At 54.5% G+C, this 16442-nt stretch carries 14 protein-coding genes and 1 tRNA gene; 11 read left to right on the top strand and 4 right to left on the bottom strand.

Annotated elements, in window-relative coordinates; translation table 11 throughout:
- The first annotated feature begins 251 nt into the window (after window positions 1-251).
- From BLP78_RS10500 to BLP78_RS10490, 3 genes are all read left to right on the top strand, one after another.
- The gene (locus tag BLP78_RS10500) at window positions 252-1034 is read left to right on the top strand and encodes a hypothetical protein (RefSeq protein ID WP_090459019.1); all 783 of its coding nucleotides are present in this window, start codon (window positions 252-254) and stop codon (window positions 1032-1034) included.
- 191 nt (window positions 1035-1225) lie between these two features.
- Window positions 1226-2770: a DEAD/DEAH box helicase gene (locus BLP78_RS10495; RefSeq protein WP_090459036.1), complete on the top strand. Its 1545-nt coding sequence runs from the start codon at window positions 1226-1228 to the stop codon at window positions 2768-2770.
- Window positions 2771-2853: 83 nt separating this feature from the next.
- Window positions 2854-3420 (top strand): cob(I)yrinic acid a,c-diamide adenosyltransferase, encoded by a 567-nt coding sequence (locus tag BLP78_RS10490; RefSeq protein ID WP_090459018.1) that lies wholly within the window; start codon window positions 2854-2856, stop codon window positions 3418-3420.
- A gap of 103 nt (window positions 3421-3523) precedes the next feature.
- Here BLP78_RS10490 and lspA read toward each other — a convergent pair whose 3' ends face one another.
- From lspA to BLP78_RS10475, 3 genes are read right to left on the bottom strand one after another with little or no spacing between them, the layout of a single operon-like run.
- Window positions 3524-4009 carry a signal peptidase II gene (gene lspA, locus BLP78_RS10485; RefSeq protein ID WP_090459034.1) on the bottom strand — a complete coding sequence of 162 codons (486 nt, stop codon included), beginning with the start codon at window positions 4007-4009 and terminating at the stop codon, window positions 3524-3526.
- Window positions 4010-4042: 33 nt separating this feature from the next.
- On the bottom strand, window positions 4043-6904 hold the full coding sequence (gene ileS / locus BLP78_RS10480; RefSeq protein WP_090459017.1) for an isoleucine--tRNA ligase: 2862 nt from the start codon (window positions 6902-6904) through the stop codon (window positions 4043-4045).
- 24 nt (window positions 6905-6928) lie between these two features.
- Window positions 6929-7930 carry a bifunctional riboflavin kinase/FAD synthetase gene (locus BLP78_RS10475; protein ID WP_090459015.1) on the bottom strand — a complete coding sequence of 334 codons (1002 nt, stop codon included), beginning with the start codon at window positions 7928-7930 and terminating at the stop codon, window positions 6929-6931.
- Between the two features lie 292 nt (window positions 7931-8222).
- On the opposite strand from BLP78_RS10475, the gene BLP78_RS10470 reads away from it, so the two are divergent.
- Window positions 8223-8298: transfer RNA gene (locus tag BLP78_RS10470), tRNA-Phe, on the top strand.
- A 293-nt stretch (window positions 8299-8591) separates the two neighbouring features.
- Here BLP78_RS10470 and BLP78_RS10465 read toward each other — a convergent pair.
- The gene (locus BLP78_RS10465; RefSeq protein ID WP_090459013.1) at window positions 8592-8846 is read right to left on the bottom strand and encodes a DUF2188 domain-containing protein; all 255 of its coding nucleotides are present in this window, start codon (window positions 8844-8846) and stop codon (window positions 8592-8594) included.
- A gap of 143 nt (window positions 8847-8989) precedes the next feature.
- Here BLP78_RS10465 and BLP78_RS10460 point away from each other — a divergent pair, with 143 nt between their 5' ends.
- The 7 genes from BLP78_RS10460 (at window position 8990) to BLP78_RS10430 (ending at window position 16347) form a co-directional block, all read left to right on the top strand.
- Window positions 8990-12616, top strand: coding sequence for an ATP-binding protein (locus tag BLP78_RS10460; RefSeq protein WP_090459011.1), 3627 nt, complete (start codon window positions 8990-8992; stop codon window positions 12614-12616).
- On the top strand, window positions 12609-13238 hold the full coding sequence (locus tag BLP78_RS10455; RefSeq protein WP_090459010.1) for a condensin complex protein MksE: 630 nt from the start codon (window positions 12609-12611) through the stop codon (window positions 13236-13238). The genes BLP78_RS10460 and BLP78_RS10455 overlap by 8 nt, the downstream gene beginning before the upstream one ends.
- A complete protein-coding gene (locus tag BLP78_RS10450; RefSeq protein ID WP_090459008.1) occupies window positions 13235-14452 on the top strand; it encodes a hypothetical protein in 1218 nt (405 codons plus the stop codon). Before BLP78_RS10455 ends, BLP78_RS10450 begins: the two co-directional genes overlap by 4 nt.
- Window positions 14452-15312 (top strand): DUF7281 domain-containing protein, encoded by an 861-nt coding sequence (locus BLP78_RS10445; protein WP_090459007.1) that lies wholly within the window; start codon window positions 14452-14454, stop codon window positions 15310-15312. Before BLP78_RS10450 ends, BLP78_RS10445 begins: the two co-directional genes overlap by 1 nt.
- Before the next feature lie 79 nt (window positions 15313-15391).
- Complete coding sequence (locus BLP78_RS10440; protein ID WP_218118962.1) at window positions 15392-15682, top strand: RtcB family protein; 291 nt, start codon at window positions 15392-15394, stop codon at window positions 15680-15682.
- A 37-nt stretch (window positions 15683-15719) separates the two neighbouring features.
- Entirely contained in the window at window positions 15720-15953 is a 234-nt protein-coding gene (locus BLP78_RS10435; RefSeq protein WP_090459032.1) for an AbrB/MazE/SpoVT family DNA-binding domain-containing protein, read from the top strand.
- The gene (locus tag BLP78_RS10430; RefSeq protein WP_090459005.1) at window positions 15940-16347 is read left to right on the top strand and encodes a PIN domain-containing protein; all 408 of its coding nucleotides are present in this window, start codon (window positions 15940-15942) and stop codon (window positions 16345-16347) included. The genes BLP78_RS10435 and BLP78_RS10430 overlap by 14 nt, the downstream gene beginning before the upstream one ends.
- Window positions 16348-16442: the final 95 nt, after the last annotated feature.

The following is a 16442-nucleotide window of genomic DNA, read 5'->3' as shown; positions in this document are numbered from 1 at the left end:
GCTATAGCTACAGCATCTGGCACACCTCATCCATTCACCCGAACCGCTGTTTCCCGCGTTCACGCGAGGGAGCAGCGGTTTTACTTGTATCGAGCGCTAGTGCCGCTTTCCCGGACAGGATTCGATGGAAAGGCTCGATTCCATCTCCAGGCTGGATGTGTGATAGTCTGATCGCTTAAAAACTCCAAAAGTGATCCCCCGTCCCGCGCCAAATCCATTTAAAGCCGGACATCTATCTGAGTAAGAAAAGAATGCTACGTAATTTCCCCCCCCCGAATACGAACTGTCCTCACCGGATACGTGATTATTTCATCGCGACCCTGACATTCGTATGCGTGGCGATCAGCTTGAACCTGGATGCCAGCGGGAGCCTGGAACAACAAAGAAACATGGGCCTTCTCGCCTGGACATTTCTGTTCGGCTTGCTATTGGGAGAAAATAAGGAAGTACGGATGCAGGTCATCATTGCGGTCGCCTTCGCTACGCTTGGCGAGCACTTTGCCTCCATCTATATGCAAGGCTATACTTATCGGTTCGGCAACGTGCCGGCCTATGTTCCGCCGGGTCACGGAATGGTGTACCTGACGGCTGTCGCACTTGCCCGCTCCGGTTTCTTTCTGGCCCACGCGCGCAAAATAGCGATGTTTGTCGTATTGACCTGTGGCGCATGGTCAATCTGGGGTATCAGTGGTTATCCCTCGCAGGGGGATCAAGTCGGCGCACTACTGTTTTGCGTTTTTCTGATCTACCTGTTCAAAGGCCGCTCGCCAATGGTATATCTGGCGGCATTCTTTATCACCACCTGGCTGGAACTGATCGGTACGGCATTGGGAACCTGGAGATGGGCAACGATAGAACCTGTTCTCGGGTTATCGCAGGGAAATCCGCCCAGTGGCGTTGCAGCCTGGTATTGCCTGGTCGATGCCGTGGCCATCGGGGCCGCACCCGCGCTATTGAACGGATTCAAAAAGAGCGGCGAGTGGTTTAAAGCGGAGAAGCCCAAAAATATCCGGCAGGGTGCGAGAAATGATTAGATGAATTTTTCAAGTTTCGACGGGTCTAATTTATGTTTACTTGGTGAAGTATCTGGTAAAACCGGGATTCCGGAGACTCTGGGCACCAAAATCTTTTGTTATCACTTTTTCCTGTTTCCAATCTTCTTTTTTAAACTACTCCATCTGAACTGTCCTAGTAGCGATTGCCGGATGGGCAAGCAATAATGGATATGTCGTTCACTCAACTCAATCTTTCGTCCGAAATTCTACGCGCCATAGCCGATCAAGGCTACACCGAACCTACACCGATTCAAGCCCAGGCAATTCCGCTCATACTCGAGGGAAAAGATATCATGGGAGCGGCCCAGACAGGCACTGGCAAAACCGCAGGCTTTACATTGCCCATGCTGAGCCGGCTGCAACCCGGGGCCAGCACCAGCGCCTCGCCCGCAAGACATCCGATTCGTTCGCTGATCCTGGTACCCACGCGTGAACTGGCCGTCCAGGTATACGAAAGCGTAAAAACCTATGGTAAATATCTGCCCCTCAGGTGTGCCGTCGTTTACGGGGGTATGGATATGCAGCCTCAGACGAAGGATTTGCGCGCCGGAGTGGAAATTCTCGTTGCGACGCCCGGCCGCCTGCTGGATCATATCCAGCAGAAGACAATGAGCCTGTCGAAGGTCGAGATCCTGATACTGGATGAAGCCGACCGCATGCTGGATATGGGTTTCCTGCCCGATATCAAGCGCATTCTGGCGTTGCTGCCGCAGCAGCGCCAAAGTCTGATGTTCTCGGCAACTTTCTCTGAAGAGATCAAGAAGCTTGCAAACACGCTTTTAAGAGATCCGGAATTGATCGAGGTAGCAAGGCGTAATTCCATCGCGGAATTGATCACTCACGTGGTGCACCCAGTGTCCAGAACGCGCAAGCGCGAGTTGCTGGCTCACCTTATCAAATCGGCAGACTTGAAACAGGTTCTGGTATTCGTCCGCACCAAGCACGGCGCCAGCCGGCTGGCTGAGCAGTTGGAACGGGATGGAATCACCGCGACGGCAATTCACGGCGACAAGACTCAGCCTCAACGCACCCAGGCGCTGGCGGAATTCAAGGAAGGCATAGTTCGCGTATTGGTGGCGACCGATGTTGCTGCGCGGGGGTTGGACATCGAGGATCTGCCGCATGTGGTCAACTTCGAATTGCCCACCACGCCCGAGGACTATATCCATCGGATTGGCCGCACCGGCCGCGCGGGCACAAAAGGAGACGCAATTTCACTGGTATGCGAGGATGAGGCCGAGTTGGTCCAAGGTATCGAAAAGCTCCTGAAATTCAAGCTCAATTCTACAGTCATAGCGGGATTCGAGCCAGAAGCCCACGGCCATCCCGCGGAATCCACAGAATCTGAAGGTAAACATCGCACATTCGATCGCAACAAATCGGCACGGCCAGAACAGCGAAATGCGATCAAACGCGCTGATCGGCCCGATGACGCGCACTCCGCATTGCATCCCAGAAATGGCAAAGACACCAAGCGCGCCAGAGACCACGCGAGCCCGCAGCGGCGGGGTTCCACGGTGCCCGAGGATCCATTATTCAGCCAACCTTATATACCTCGTACGCCCGCAGCCCAGCACACCGATAACCCCAATAACCCCGCAGCGGCGTCCTCGCGGAACGATCAACCAGATCATTCGCCCCATAGACAGCAGGGTAAGCGCTTGGCCGCATTATTTATGCCGAGATCGCCAAGCAAGCCCGAGCAAGATCACTAGCAGTCACGCCCGGGGCTCCATCTCGACCCAACCGTTCCAATCCGCGGACGCCTATCAATGTCTATTAGCGGATAACCTGAAGCATGGCAAAACGCCTGACAAAAATCTATACCCGCACCGGCGACGACGGCACAACCGGACTCGGTAACGGCGCGCGATCTGTCAAGGATGGTTTGCGCATCGAAGCGATCGGCACCGTCGATGAACTCAACAGCTTCATGGGTGTTTTGCTTGCAGAAAATCTCGAGGAGGAAGTGCGCAACAACCTAGAAGACATCCAGCATGACCTGTTCGATCTGGGCGGCGACCTGAGCATTCCCGGTCGCGTGACGATGAGCGAAGCGCAAGTCAGCCGTCTGGAAAAACAACTCGATGACTACAACGCCCCATTGGCTGCGCTGAAGGAATTCATACTTCCCGGTGGAACCCGGGCCGCTGCTTTATGCCACGTCGCACGTGCCGTCTGTCGCCGCGCCGAGAGATGCGTGGTAAGGCTATATCGAACCGAAACAGCGGTGCCACACCATGTCCGGTACCTCAACCGCTTATCCGATTTCTTATTTGTGCTATGCCGCGTATTGAACCACCAGAACGGCGTGGAAGATGTGATGTGGCAACCTCGGAAAAACTCCGGTTCCAATACCCTCTAACAACCCGTCGGACTTAAAGAATCGCAGCGAAAAAGTGACTGGGTGAGGTCAGATTTCGCCGATTTTGCAGCCGATTTCCTTTAAGTCCGATAGGCTGCCAGCACTATCCTCTGTTTTTTCCCGCGTCCAGTTCCTTATGGCGGAAACTTTCGATCACCATTAATACCGCACCGACAAAAATTGCGGAATCCGCCACGTTAAACGCAGGCCAATGGTTGCCGCCCGCGTGAAAATCCAGGAAATCGACCACGTGGCCCAAGGTGACCCGATCCCACAAATTACCGAGCGCGCCGCCGAGTATCAGGCTTAGCGCGATACAGAAAAGTCTGTCCGCAGCATGTTTGCGCAACAGATAAATGATCAGCAGCGAAGCGACCGCCGAAATGCCGGTAAAAAACCAACGTTGCCAACCACCGGCATCACTAAGAAAACTGAACGCCGCACCCGCATTATAAGTCAGCACCAGGTTAAAAAAGCCCGTCAGCGGAATCTGCTGCCCGTGAACCAGCGCCGACTCCACCCAATGCTTGGTCGCCAGGTCCAGCACCAGCACGATCGACGCCAGGATCAGGCTATGCTGCAGCTTCATCATACCCGCCGCGCCATCATAAGCGCAGCATGCTCAGGCATGATGCCGTATCTCCCCTGAGCCATACAGATTTGATACGCATCGACCGCATATCGTCGGGTGATCGACATCGGCGCCGACATCCGCACGATAATGCCAGCAGCGTTCGCATTTCGGGTGGACGCATGGTGTGACAAAAATCCCTTCTTTCCCTGCATTCTCTACATGCACCACCCGCGCCGCAGATGTGACGAATATCAGTCGCATATCGTCGCCCAGCGAGTCGAGTAACGCAAAATCACTCCCAACAGCATGAATTTCCACCTCGGCAGCAAGCGAGGAGCCAATTTTCCCTTGACTCCGCGACGCCTCCAGTCGTCCTTGTACCTGAGAGCGCAGTTCGCGAATCCTCGCCCAGCGCTGCATCAATGTGCCTTCATCCGGTTGTAAAGGAAATTCATGCCATGTATGCAGCAGCACGCTGTCCTCGCTGTCTCGCATGTCGCCTGTCAGATGGTTCCATACCTCTTCCGCGGTAAAGCTGAGAACAGGCGCAAACAAGCGCACCAGGCTATGCGCAATCTGGTAAAGCGCACTTTGCGCCGAACGGCGCGGGATGCCCTTGGTGGCTGCGGTATAAAGCCGGTCCTTGAGAATGTCCAGGTAGAAACCACCCAAATCTTCCGAACAGAAATTATGCAGACGATGTACGATCAGGTGAAAATCGTAATTCCGGTAGCTTTCGGTCAGGTCATCCTGAAGTTTGCGGGTGAACGCCAGCATATAGCGATCTATCTCCAGCCATTGCTCTACCGCCACCGTATCCACGGCCGGGTCGAAATCAGCGAGGTTCGCCAGAAGAAAACGCAACGTATTGCGTATGCGCCGATAGCTCTCCACCACCCGTTTCAAAATCTCATCAGATATCGACAACTCGCCGGAATAGTCGGTGGAAGCCACCCAAAGGCGAAGAATATCCGCACCCGAGGTATCCATCACCTTCTGTGGCGCAATGACATTTCCCTTCGACTTGCTCATCTTGCGGCCTTGCCCATCCACTACAAAACCATGCGTGAGCAATGCGCCGTAAGGCGCGCGGCCGTTGATAGCACAACCGGTCAGGAGGGAGGATTGAAACCAGCCGCGGTGCTGATCGGAGCCCTCCAGATAAAGGTCGGCAGGATACCCGAGTTGAGAATTTTGCTTAAGTACAGTTTCATGCGTCGTGCCCGAATCGAACCACACGTCCAGCGTATCCGTCAGTTTCCTGTATTTCTGCGATTCATCGCCCAGCAGTTCCGCGGCATCCAGGCTAAACCATGCTTCGATTCCCTCTCGCTCCACGCGCTGCGCCACCTGTTCCAATAACTCATCCGTACGGGGATGCAGTTCATCGGTTTCCTTATTCACGAAGAGCGCCATCGGCACGCCCCAGGTGCGCTGGCGCGAGACACACCAGTCGGGCCGATTCTTCACCATCGCATCCAAACGAGCACGACCCCAGGACGGAAAGAATTCGGTATCCCTTACCGCTGAATTAGCTCGCTCCCTAAGCGTATCAATGCCATGAAACTGCTTATAAGCATCAGGCGTATTAGCCGCTGCGTTATTGTCTATTGGTCTATCCATGGCAATAAACCACTGAGGCGTTGCGCGAAAGATAATAGGGGTCCTGTGCCGCCAGCAGTGCGGGTAGCTGTGTTGAAGTTTATCCACCTTCAATAAAAGACCGTTTTTCTCCAGCGCCTCGATCACCACATCATTGGCCTTCCATACCGAAAGACCGCCGACAAGCGGCACATTCTCGAAGAACCGACCATCACCGCCAACCGGGTTCTCAACCGGCAAACCATATTTCTGACCCACGACATAATCATCGACGCCATGCGCCGGAGCCGTGTGCACCGCTCCTGTACCGGTTTCCATGGTGACATGCTCACCCAGGATTATCGGGACCTGTCGCTCATAAAATGGATGCTGCAGCAGCATGTTTTCAAGTTTGGCTCCGGTACACCTCCCCGCAACATTAACGTCGGCTTTAGCAATACCATAGCGTTCCAGCGCGCTATCCATCAAAGCCTCGGCAATAAGTAAATACTCACTACCGATATCCGCCACAACGTAATATTCGTCAGGGTTCAGGCTCACCGCTTGATTAGCGGGCAGCGTCCAGGGTGTTGTCGTCCATATCACTACATACACCTGTTTAGCAGCTAAATTCGCCGGGGCAGAATCCCGCGAACCACGAACCTTTTTCCAGAACTGCCCGGTGTCGATCACCCCGAATTTCACATCGATCGCCGAAGATGTCTTGTCCTCATATTCCACTTCCGCTTCCGCCAGCGCGGAGCCGCAGTCTATGCACCAGTTAACCGGCTTCTGCCCCTGATAGACATATCCCCTGCGCTGGACTTTTCCGAATGCACGGATAATGCCCGCCTCGGTGCTGTAATTCATGGTGAGATAAGGATGGTCCCAATCCGCCAGCACGCCCAGCCGAATAAAATCTGCTTTCTGCCGTGCAACCTGCTGTGCCGCAAAATCGCGGCATAGCTCACGCACCTTGCCCGCAGGTAAATTCTTGCCGTATTTTTTTTCTACCTGATGCTCGATCGGCAAGCCATGGCAATCCCAGCCCGGCACATAAGGCGCATCGAAGCCAGCGAGAGTCTTCGACTTGATAATAATATCCTTGAGGATCTTGTTCACCGCATGGCCAATATGGATATCGCCATTGGCATACGGCGGGCCGTCGTGCAGCAAGAATTTGGGGCGGCCTTTTGAAACCGCCCGAATCTTCTGGTAGAGATTTTTTTCCTGCCATGCCTTGAGCATCACAGGCTCGCGCCTGGCAAGGTCGCCGCGCATGGGGAAGGGCGTATCCGGCAGGTTCAGTGTTTTTTTGTAGTCGGTCATATCATCTGGAATATATAGCGGACATCAGTTCGATCTGTGCAGAAGGCTTCTTGCGGCGTCAGTAGAAGATACCGGGAGCACCGAGCTAAAGTAGTCTCTGGCATTCTCTACATCTCGTCCAATTTGCCTGGTAAGCGTGATGAGGTCGGGATATTTTTCTTCATCCCGGAGCTTATGCAGAAAATGCACGCGCAAGTGGTTGCCGTATATTTCACGATCGAAATCGAAAAGGTGAACTTCCAGCATCGGCTTGCCATGCTCATGCACTGTCGGGCGTACGCCCAGGCTGGCTACCCCCCGAATTGAATCTGGAGAGAATAAACCCGCTGTTCCCTTGGTTTTCATCTCGACTTCGACCGCGAAAATTCCCGACAGCGGGGGCCGGTTATGCTTGAACTCGATGTTGGCAGTGGGGAACCCGATCTGCCTGCCGAGCTTAGCGCCGCTCACCACCCGTCCGCTGATGCTATAAGGCCGCCCCAGCAGCCGCTTCACAAGGTCCAGGTCGCCCGCAGCCAATGCGCTTCGAACCGCCGTGCTCGAGACCCTTACACCATCCACAATGTAGCCCGGCATTTCTTCCACCTCAAAACCGCACTGCGCGGAAAATGCCCTGAGCATGGCAAAATCCCCGGCCCGGCGGGCGCCAAAGCGAAAATCGTCACCTACCAGCATCCAGTGTACGGCAAGGCTTTGTTGCAAAATGCCGACAATAAATTCTTCCGCACTGATTCTCGCAAAATCGAAATCGAAGCGGCACACCTGCACCCGTTCCACACCTGCCGCCGCCAGCAACTCCAGCTTTTCCCGCAGACTGGTGAGCCTGGTAGGGGCCTTGTCCGGCGCAAAAAATTCGCGCGGGTGCGGTTCGAAAATCATCACGCAAGACGTCAGGCCAAGCCTTGCGGCAGCTTCCTTCAAGCGGGCAAGCATAGCTTGATGGCCTAGATGTACCCCATCAAAATTGCCTATGGTGAGCGCAACGGGCGCTTCAGCCTGAGCAGGAATGCCGCGAGAAACACGCATGACTTGCGACTGCTAAAACGCTGAATTATATCTGTTTCAGGCTGGTTTATTCGGTATATCGAAGATATCATGGTGCTAAATATGGATTTTCTCATGGTATGCGAACTCAGCGCCAGCTTCGCCCAATCGAGGTAAAACGGCTCGACCTCATCATTTCGTGAACAGTACGAATAAGGTCTTTTGTTCCAATGAGTTTGACGCTGTGCTAAAATTGCGCGACCAAAAAAACTGTGCCCTGTGCTCGCTGTATGGATAGCGCTTCAGCGTGTATGAGGTCGGCGTTTCAAAGAAAGGCCAAGTAGCTCAGTCGGTAGAGCAGAGGACTGAAAATCCTTGTGTCGGTGGTTCGATTCCGCCCTTGGCCACCAAAATTCAACGCCCAACCCCTCTCGGTTTGGCGTTTTCATTTCTGCCCCCTGGGGTTCGCGCCCATTCTGCGCGTGCCGGGGGTGGGCACCGTCTGGGCCGCAGGACAGTCGGTTCGACTCTCTTTTGCCCTCTGTTCTCTCAAAATCTCCACCGACTCTTTCGCCGTGGCACGCGCAGTCAGCGTTGTTCATCAAACACTTATGCGCGCGCCATCGGGAGTGGTTTGCTTGCGTGTTTGCACGAGCAGAGTTGTCGTGCATCAAACCGCAAGTTGGCGAGACCAACTCCAGAGTCATCCCTTGGGCGGAAACGGATCGTCGCCGTAGCTGTTGCGCTCACGGATCTGTCCGTCTCGTCCCTGGATGAGTAACTCACTCTGTTGGTTGACGGCGATGCCCCTTGCGCGATCAATTGCCTCTCGCTGCGTATCATGGATCGATGTGATGCGTTCGTTACCTTCACCGCATTGGTCGACGCCGGAATGCAGCGCGTTCGTTCCACTCAGGTGCAGCGTGAGTAAAGTCGGGATAGAACCAGTCCGAATCATCCACCCGCAACCCGAAGGACTCGTCGCGCTTCTCGATATTACGTTTGAGCCAGATTTCCTTGTTGCCCATTTCAATTCATGAGGCGTAGTATTTGAGCCACCTCGCTGATAGGGTGGGGGCTCTTAATGGGAGGAAGTAATCATTGTTGAATACGTCGGAAGCTGATTTTTTTGCCCTGCAGCGGCTAATCCTCATCGATGCCTACCGCAAGGGCGCCCTCACTGAATTGAAGCTTGACGGGCATACCTCGCTCACCGGCGCTAATGGCGTGGGCAAAACCTCGTTGCTGCGACTGATCCCGCTGTTTTACGGGGAAAGCCCGAACAAGCTAGTGCAGGGCGGAGGCGTAAACCAGTCTTTCGTGCAGTACTACCTGCCTCACACCACGTCTTTCATCGTGTTCGAGTACTGCCGGCGCGGTAAGCTGTGCATGGTGGTGTTGCATGCCTCCCGATCTGGCGAAAGCGTTTACTACCGGTTTATCGACCAGCCATTTGCCTTGGAGCGATTCCGCGACGAATTTGGTGATCTTGTGATCGGCCCTGATCTCAACCGACACATCAGGAAGCGTGGCGAGTTCTGTTCCGAGCAAATCACTGTTCTCTCGGATTACCGGGCCATCATCCAGAACGCAGTTTCTGGAAATCGTGACCATCGAACGCTGGCGGCCAATTTCTCTTTTGTCGGGCCGGGCAGTCGCTTGAGCCATGTCGAAAAGATCGTGACCGGGATGTTTTCGCGGGTAGCGCATTTCCGCGACATCAAACGGATGATCGTTTCCTGCATAGTCGATGACAAGACCAGTATCCGGCTCGAATCCAGCAAATCCACCATGAAGGACTGGGTGCGAGAGTACCGAGCCTATGCAGCAGTGATGGAGCAGGCCGGTCGCATGCGTGATTTCCAAGAATCACAAATGCGCCATGAAGAAGCTGTGCGACGACTTCAGTCTGTCCATACAGATTTCGCCCGGCTACAGCAGGTTCATGAAGGTGCGATTGAACAGGCCAAGGTACGGGCAGAAGAAATCCAAGGAGAGATGCTACTCCTAGAGGACCGAACCAATGCACAGCTGCGCGAAATCGGCAGCCAATTGGGTGAAGCCGAGGGTTTTGTGAAAAGCCTGAAAGGCACACTGCTGAGCCTTGATAAGCAATATCTCGCTTACGAGAAAGAGGATCTGCCAGCGCTTGCCCGCTTGGTGGATGCTTTGCCGCAACTGGCCGAAGACCTGGATGCCAAAGGTAATCGGGAAAAAGCCCTGCTGGGTGAGTCCAAGGATCTGGCCAATCGCTATGCCGAACTGCGCAATCAGCGCACCGAAACCTTTCACGCCCTTGAGCGAGAAAAGAATGCCCTCAAGGAACCCATTCGGGTCGGAGGCAAGGAAGAAGATGCTCAGGCCAGGCTGGATGCTGAAGAAGCCTGGCAAAACATTTCAGCAGAATTCGAGCGACAGGAAGAAACCCTCAACAACAGCAAGGAAGAAATCGCCGAACAGATAGGAAGCCTTAAACAAGCGGTTGAGCATCCACAGCCATCTCCTCATTTCGTTGAAGCCAAGGAGAACGCCCGCCTCGAGCTTGAAGCCGCTGTTGAGGTGGCCGGTACGGCTTCGCAAGCGTATGAGGAAGCAAAGGGATCACAGCAGACGGAAGTCGATGCTTTCCGTGCCATCGATGACCAAATTCAGGGCATCCGAGAACGAGAAAAGCAGGATCAAGCGGATCGAGAGCATCTGCTCTCCCTGCGAGACGCCGCCCCTGGCACGCTGCTACATTTTCTACGCGAATTCCGGCCTGACTGGACCAGGGATATTGCACGGGTGGTACCCGAGGAACTGTTGCTACGCACGGACCTGACACCCACTCTGGTCAGTGAGGATGCGCGCTCCTTGTACGGCATCGGGCTGGATCTGGCGGTGCTCGATGTTCCGAGGGTGGGTGATGAGGAGGCGCTGCGGCAGAGAGTCGAGGAGGTCGATCGCGCGATCGAGCGACATCAGCGCGATGCGAAGACCAAGGAAAAGGAACTGGAAGCCCAGTCCGAGCGCGTCCGCCAGGCGAAAGCCGCCGCCGAGGACAAGCAACGCGTTCATATCCAGACCGACAACACGGTGCGGTCATGCCGGACAGCGTTCGAGGCTGCGGAGCGTGCATTGGCCGAAGACATTCGCCAAGCGGGCATCCGGGCTCGACAGAAACAGCAGGAAGTCCAGCAATCGCTGGAGAAGCATAAGCAGGCCTTGGCTACGCTGAAATCCACCCGAAACGTCCGCAAGCAGACCCATGAAAACGATCTGAAAAGTCGCTTGGCGGCAATTGATGTGCAGGTTAAAGCCGAAATCGGTGAGATCGATCAGATCATTGCAACCGCGAAATCATCCTGCGATCAGGACATCGGCGCGCTGAATCAGGAATTGGACTCGGCATTGAAGGCGCAAGGCGTGGACATGGCCTCGCTCGAAAAGCTGCGAAAAGAGAAAGTGGATGCCCATGAGAAACTACAGAAAGCCCGATCCAATGAAGCCAAGGTCGGCGATTGGCGTCGCTGGCTGGCGTCTGAATGGACGACTCGCTCTGACAAGGAAGCGGAACTAAAGACGGCAGAGGACAGCGTCCACGAGTTGCTGGATCAACAGTCCAAGGCGCGGAAGGCGCGTGAGATCAAACACGACGAAATTGACAAGGAGTTGGGCCAAGTTAATCGGGAAAAGGCCAGGGTGGAAAAGCTGCACGGTTTTGTCATCCGGCGCCGAGAGAAGCTGACCCGCTGGCCGGCAGACCCCATCGGGCCGATGGCGAAGCCACTGCGCGATCAGGATGCGCTGGAGGCAGACATGGACCGGCTGTTCTTGGATATTCAAAATGAGGAAGCTCGGGCGCGGGTGGCGTTGGCCCCCATCAAGCGGGTTTTCTTTGAAACGCCGGGCACCACGCCCTACCAGTTCTACGACAAGAAACGCTTGGACTTTGGGCCGGATCAGGAAAGTGCCTCATCGTTCCTTTGGCTTGTCCCTTTGCGGGAATGGTTCGACGCCGAGCATGAAAATGCGCGCAGGTTGCTTTTGAGCCAGTGTCGTAACTTTGCCTCCGGCATCCACGAGTTTCATGATCGCCTTGATGGCTTCAAGCGCAAGGTTGGCATCTTCTCGAAGGATTTGCAGGACAACATGGCGGCATCCACCCGCTTTCGTTTCATCAGTAGTGTTGCAGTGAGGGTTACCACTTCGTTCGACAGCCTGGATGGCTGGGACAAAATCAAGCTATTGGACGAGGAATACAGCGTTTGGGCTGGCAAAGATGCCAACGACCTGCCTGGCCCCGCTTTCGCCGATGCCGTGGATCAAGTAAGTGATTGGCTACAAGGGCGTCACACGCTGGATGTAAAGCTGGAAGATCTGCTTGGTCTGGAGATCGATATCGAGGAAGTAGGTCAGCCCAGAAAGACGGTGAAAGACGAAGGGCAACTGCGCGATGCATCCAGCAATGGGCTTTCTTATCTCATTCTTTGTGTGGTTTTCGTCGGCTTAATCAATAAGATTCGCGCCGGTCAGCCAGTACAGCTGGTCTGGGCACTGGACGAACTGCGCGACCTCGACCTAGACAATGTTCGCGTGCTGTTGGAAATGCTGGCCGACAACCATATTCATTTGGTTTCCGCTTTCCCTGACCCCGAGCCTGAAATCCTGGCCCTGCTGAAGAACCGCTATGCCATACAGGAGGGGCGCCGGCTAGCGACCTTCCGCCAGGAGGCGGCCCATGTTTGAAGCCACGGTCATCAAGCTTCTGGAAGGTGCGTTTATTTGCCGCACGGCCTACCCCGATCTATTTTCCTACCTCGAAGACGAGGCAACGCGTCGCCAGGTGGATGGTTACCTGACCCAGATCGGACGTCGTCTGGCCGCCACTGCTCATGGGGAAGCCTATTACGCTGCCCACCGTGCGGTCGGTACGCGTGAGCGGACAGAAATTCGCTCCTTGTTCAAGGAAGTAAAGCATGAGCTGCGGCCAGTGCTCGGCTTTCTCAATCTGATCATGCAGGCCCAACGTGCAGACCGAACCCTTGGCACGGGCGATGTGATCGATTTTCCCAAAACGCTGCTGCATATTTCGGAGAACCCACATCTGGGTGAGATTTTGCGAGGGTTCGCTACGTTGGGGAAGGAGTTTGCATCCAGTGATGCCAGCCTACGCACACTTCTGGATCGGTTGTTGCAGCAGATGGTCAAGAGTGGCTACCTGATCCCTGATCGACAGGGCGATCGCTTCGAGGTAACCGGCAAGATCGATTACTTCTACGAGGTGGTGGATTTCCTTGCTGAGAATGAACAAGCCATCCGTGAGGCGCAGGATCAAGAATCCGAGGGCGAGACCGGGAGGTTGTTTTGAGCCGTGACGGCGTAAAACACCTCATTGGGCGTCTGGCCAGCCACCAGGATCTGATCTCTCAAGCCTATTACAACGGCGAGCTCATCAAAGACGACGACAGTGCCCGAGGCATCGAGCTTCTGCAACAGCACAAGGTGCTTATTCCTCGCGGAGAGGATGCTTACACACTGCATACCACGCTGCGCCGCTTCCTCGATGCTGCCCTCAACATCGAACGGCTATATGGCATTGGCTCTGATCTGGGTGTCGCTTTCGAGCGATTGGAACAGCTAACAAATGCCCTCTTTGACGTTGCTCATGAAGGGCAAATAGAAGATCGCGAGCGAATTGAAGACGAGATCCGCCAGTCCATCTATGAGATTTCCGACAACCTCGCTGCCGATCTGGCGCATCTCAGAACTCTGGTGGAAAACCGCTTCGGCAACGTGAGCACGCTGGCAGAGAAGAAGCGCCAGAACGCCTATTACATTGGCCGCACGGAAAAAGTGGTGCGGGCGATCGAGCTCTTTACACTTTCTGACCTGGGTGAACGGATACAGACTCAAGGTGCATTCGCCAACATTGCCGCGATGTTCCGCGCCCAGTTGCAGGAAAGGCTTCCTTCGTTCCGGCAGAACTTGAGCGATATCCTGGAAATTCTCAAGCAATACCTGTTTGAGTATCGCGAAATCGAGGAACGTACTCGCAGGGTACGTAGCCTCTGGCTTTACCTAGAGCGTCATCCTGTCTATGAGTTGCAGGAGTGGGACGAAACGGCACATCCACAGCCATGGCTGCTCAAGGCGGATGGCATCTCGATATGCAGCCACCCATGGGTGCGTGACCCGGAATACACGGATTCCCTCGCCGATCTGGCGGGCGATATTGCACCACCAGTGCTGCGTCTGCCCGTTGAGCGGCCACGAGGTAGCCTGCTTGAAGAAGATTCGGCACCCAGCATACTGCTTGAGCGCCGGCCCTACCAGCAGGCTATCGAACGTCTTATTGCCACCTGTAAAACCGAGAATCTCCGAACATCCGCCTTGGAGTGGTATCTCGAACACCCCGCTGAACTGGGCGGCATGAGTGTTTCTGTCTGGCTGCAGTGCGTACTAGAGGATCTTGGGCCGAGGAAGAAACGGGAACTCGGAATCGTCGTGGTCGCTGAAGAAACGGCTGATCCTATCTTCGACGGCAACGTCATGGTCTGTGATGTGCTCGTGGAGCCTGCGTGATGGACAAGCGACTCATCAATACCTTGCTGCGCATATTTCACTCGCTGGAAATTCGGTTCCCATCTGGACGATCAATCAGTGCCTTCTGCTCCGAGTACAACCTGGGGATAAAACAGGGCGCCTCGCTCGTATTCACGGAAGAGGACAAGAAGGAAATTGGCCGGATGCTCCAAGGCGAGATGGGCATTGATCCCGCCATGACAACGTCTGAAAGCTGGAAGCACCTCGGCCGATCACAAAGCCTCCAGCTTGCACGCGATGAAAAATTCGCTGGTCGTTCTGTGGGGGCGGGTCGGCTAAGGTTGAAAACCTTGCCTGGGCAGACGCTGCATGTAGCTGGCGGTAGTTGGGATCTTCCGCTTCGTACCGATCTGGGCCTGGATTTAGAGGTGGTACTCGGGCATGAAATCGGTCACGATGCCCTGCTGGTAATCGAAAACCTACAAACGTTCGATGACATCCACGACGTCGACGTGGCTGTGATGGACAGCCTGCCGGCACGTGATCCGTTGGTGATCTACCGTGGCGATACTCAAGGTGGCGCCCGGACCGATGCAATTCATACGCTGATCGAGAGCACGATCCTGCCGGTTTATGCTTTCGTGGACTATGACCCTGCCGGCTTGGTTATTGCCTCTGGATTGCCGAGGCTTGCTAAGGTACTGGCGCCGTCGTTGCATGACTTGGGGGTATTGATCCAGATGCATGGTATCGCCAAGCGCTATCTGGAACAGGTGGCAACCGCCTCCCATGTCTTGCAGCAATTCAAAGCCGACTCTCGCATTGCCCCGCTATGGAGCGTCATCCATGCCGCCGGCAAAGGGCTCCCCCAGGAATATTTCCATAGTCGCTCAACATAGATTTATGGGCTCATTATTTGAGCCATCTACTCCTTGACAATGCGCACATGCGATAAGGAGCGAAAAAGGGGAGTAGCTAATGCCGATCGAGCAAGTTCTGACCGACAAGCGAGTGCCGGTCAAAATCTGGACCGACGAGGTCGATGAAAATTCCAAGCAGCAGTTGGCCAATATTGCCAGCCTGCCCTTCATTCATCATCACGTCGCGGCCATGCCAGATGTACATCTTGGCATTGGGGCGGCGATTGGATCGGTGATCGCCACCCACAAGGCCATTATTCCTGCGGCACTGGGTGTCGATAGCCATGGGAACAAGATCATCCGTGGCCTGGAGCGAGATAAGAATGTGTTTATTAACAGAATCACATGATATACTTCATAAGATGTATATCTACAAGGAGTCGATCATGCAAGTCTCAAAGTGGGGTAATAGCTTGGCAATTCGATTGCCTGCCTCCGTGGTTGAAGCACTGGAACTACACGAAGGCGACGACATTGAGGTGTTGATTGCTGATGAACGGGTTTTCCAAGTGAAAAAGAAACCGGGCAACGATGCCTTCCTGATGCGATTACGAGAATTCAGGGGGAAGCTCCCTGTTGATTTCAAGTTTGACCGCGACGAAGCAAATGCCCGCTCCTAAAGCCTTTATTGACAGCAATATTTTGCTGTACCTTTTATCGGCTGATGCTGATAAGGCCAATCGGGCCGAGGAAATTGTGCGGGCAGGCGGGCTAATCAGCGTACAGGTGTTAAACGAGATAACGAATGTAGCACGTCGTAAGCTCGCCATGTCGTGGGTGGAAATCAATGAGGTGTTAGGCCTGATTCGGTCGATATGTCCAACCGAGCCGTTGACTATCGAGACCCATGATCGAGGTAGGCTTGTCGCTGAGCGATATGGGCTAAGCGTATACGATGCAATGATCGTGGCGGCTGCACTTCTCGCAGGATGCAAGACATTATATTCAGAGGACATGCAGGACGGACTACTGATCGACCATCAGTTACATATCTGTAATCCATTCCAGGCTTGACACATAGAAGTGGTCGCGCTTGTTTGGTCCTTGGCTTCACAATCGCGCCATCGCCACAAAAACCAGCCGCTTAACGCCAAGCCAGCGAAACCTCG

Origin of the sequence: Nitrosospira sp. Nsp1, assembly GCF_900100985.1 — a bacterium.
GTDB lineage: Bacteria > Pseudomonadota > Gammaproteobacteria > Burkholderiales > Nitrosomonadaceae > Nitrosospira.
The sequence above is the reverse complement of the archived record's forward strand: the minus strand, read 5'-3'. Positions and strand labels throughout refer to the sequence as shown.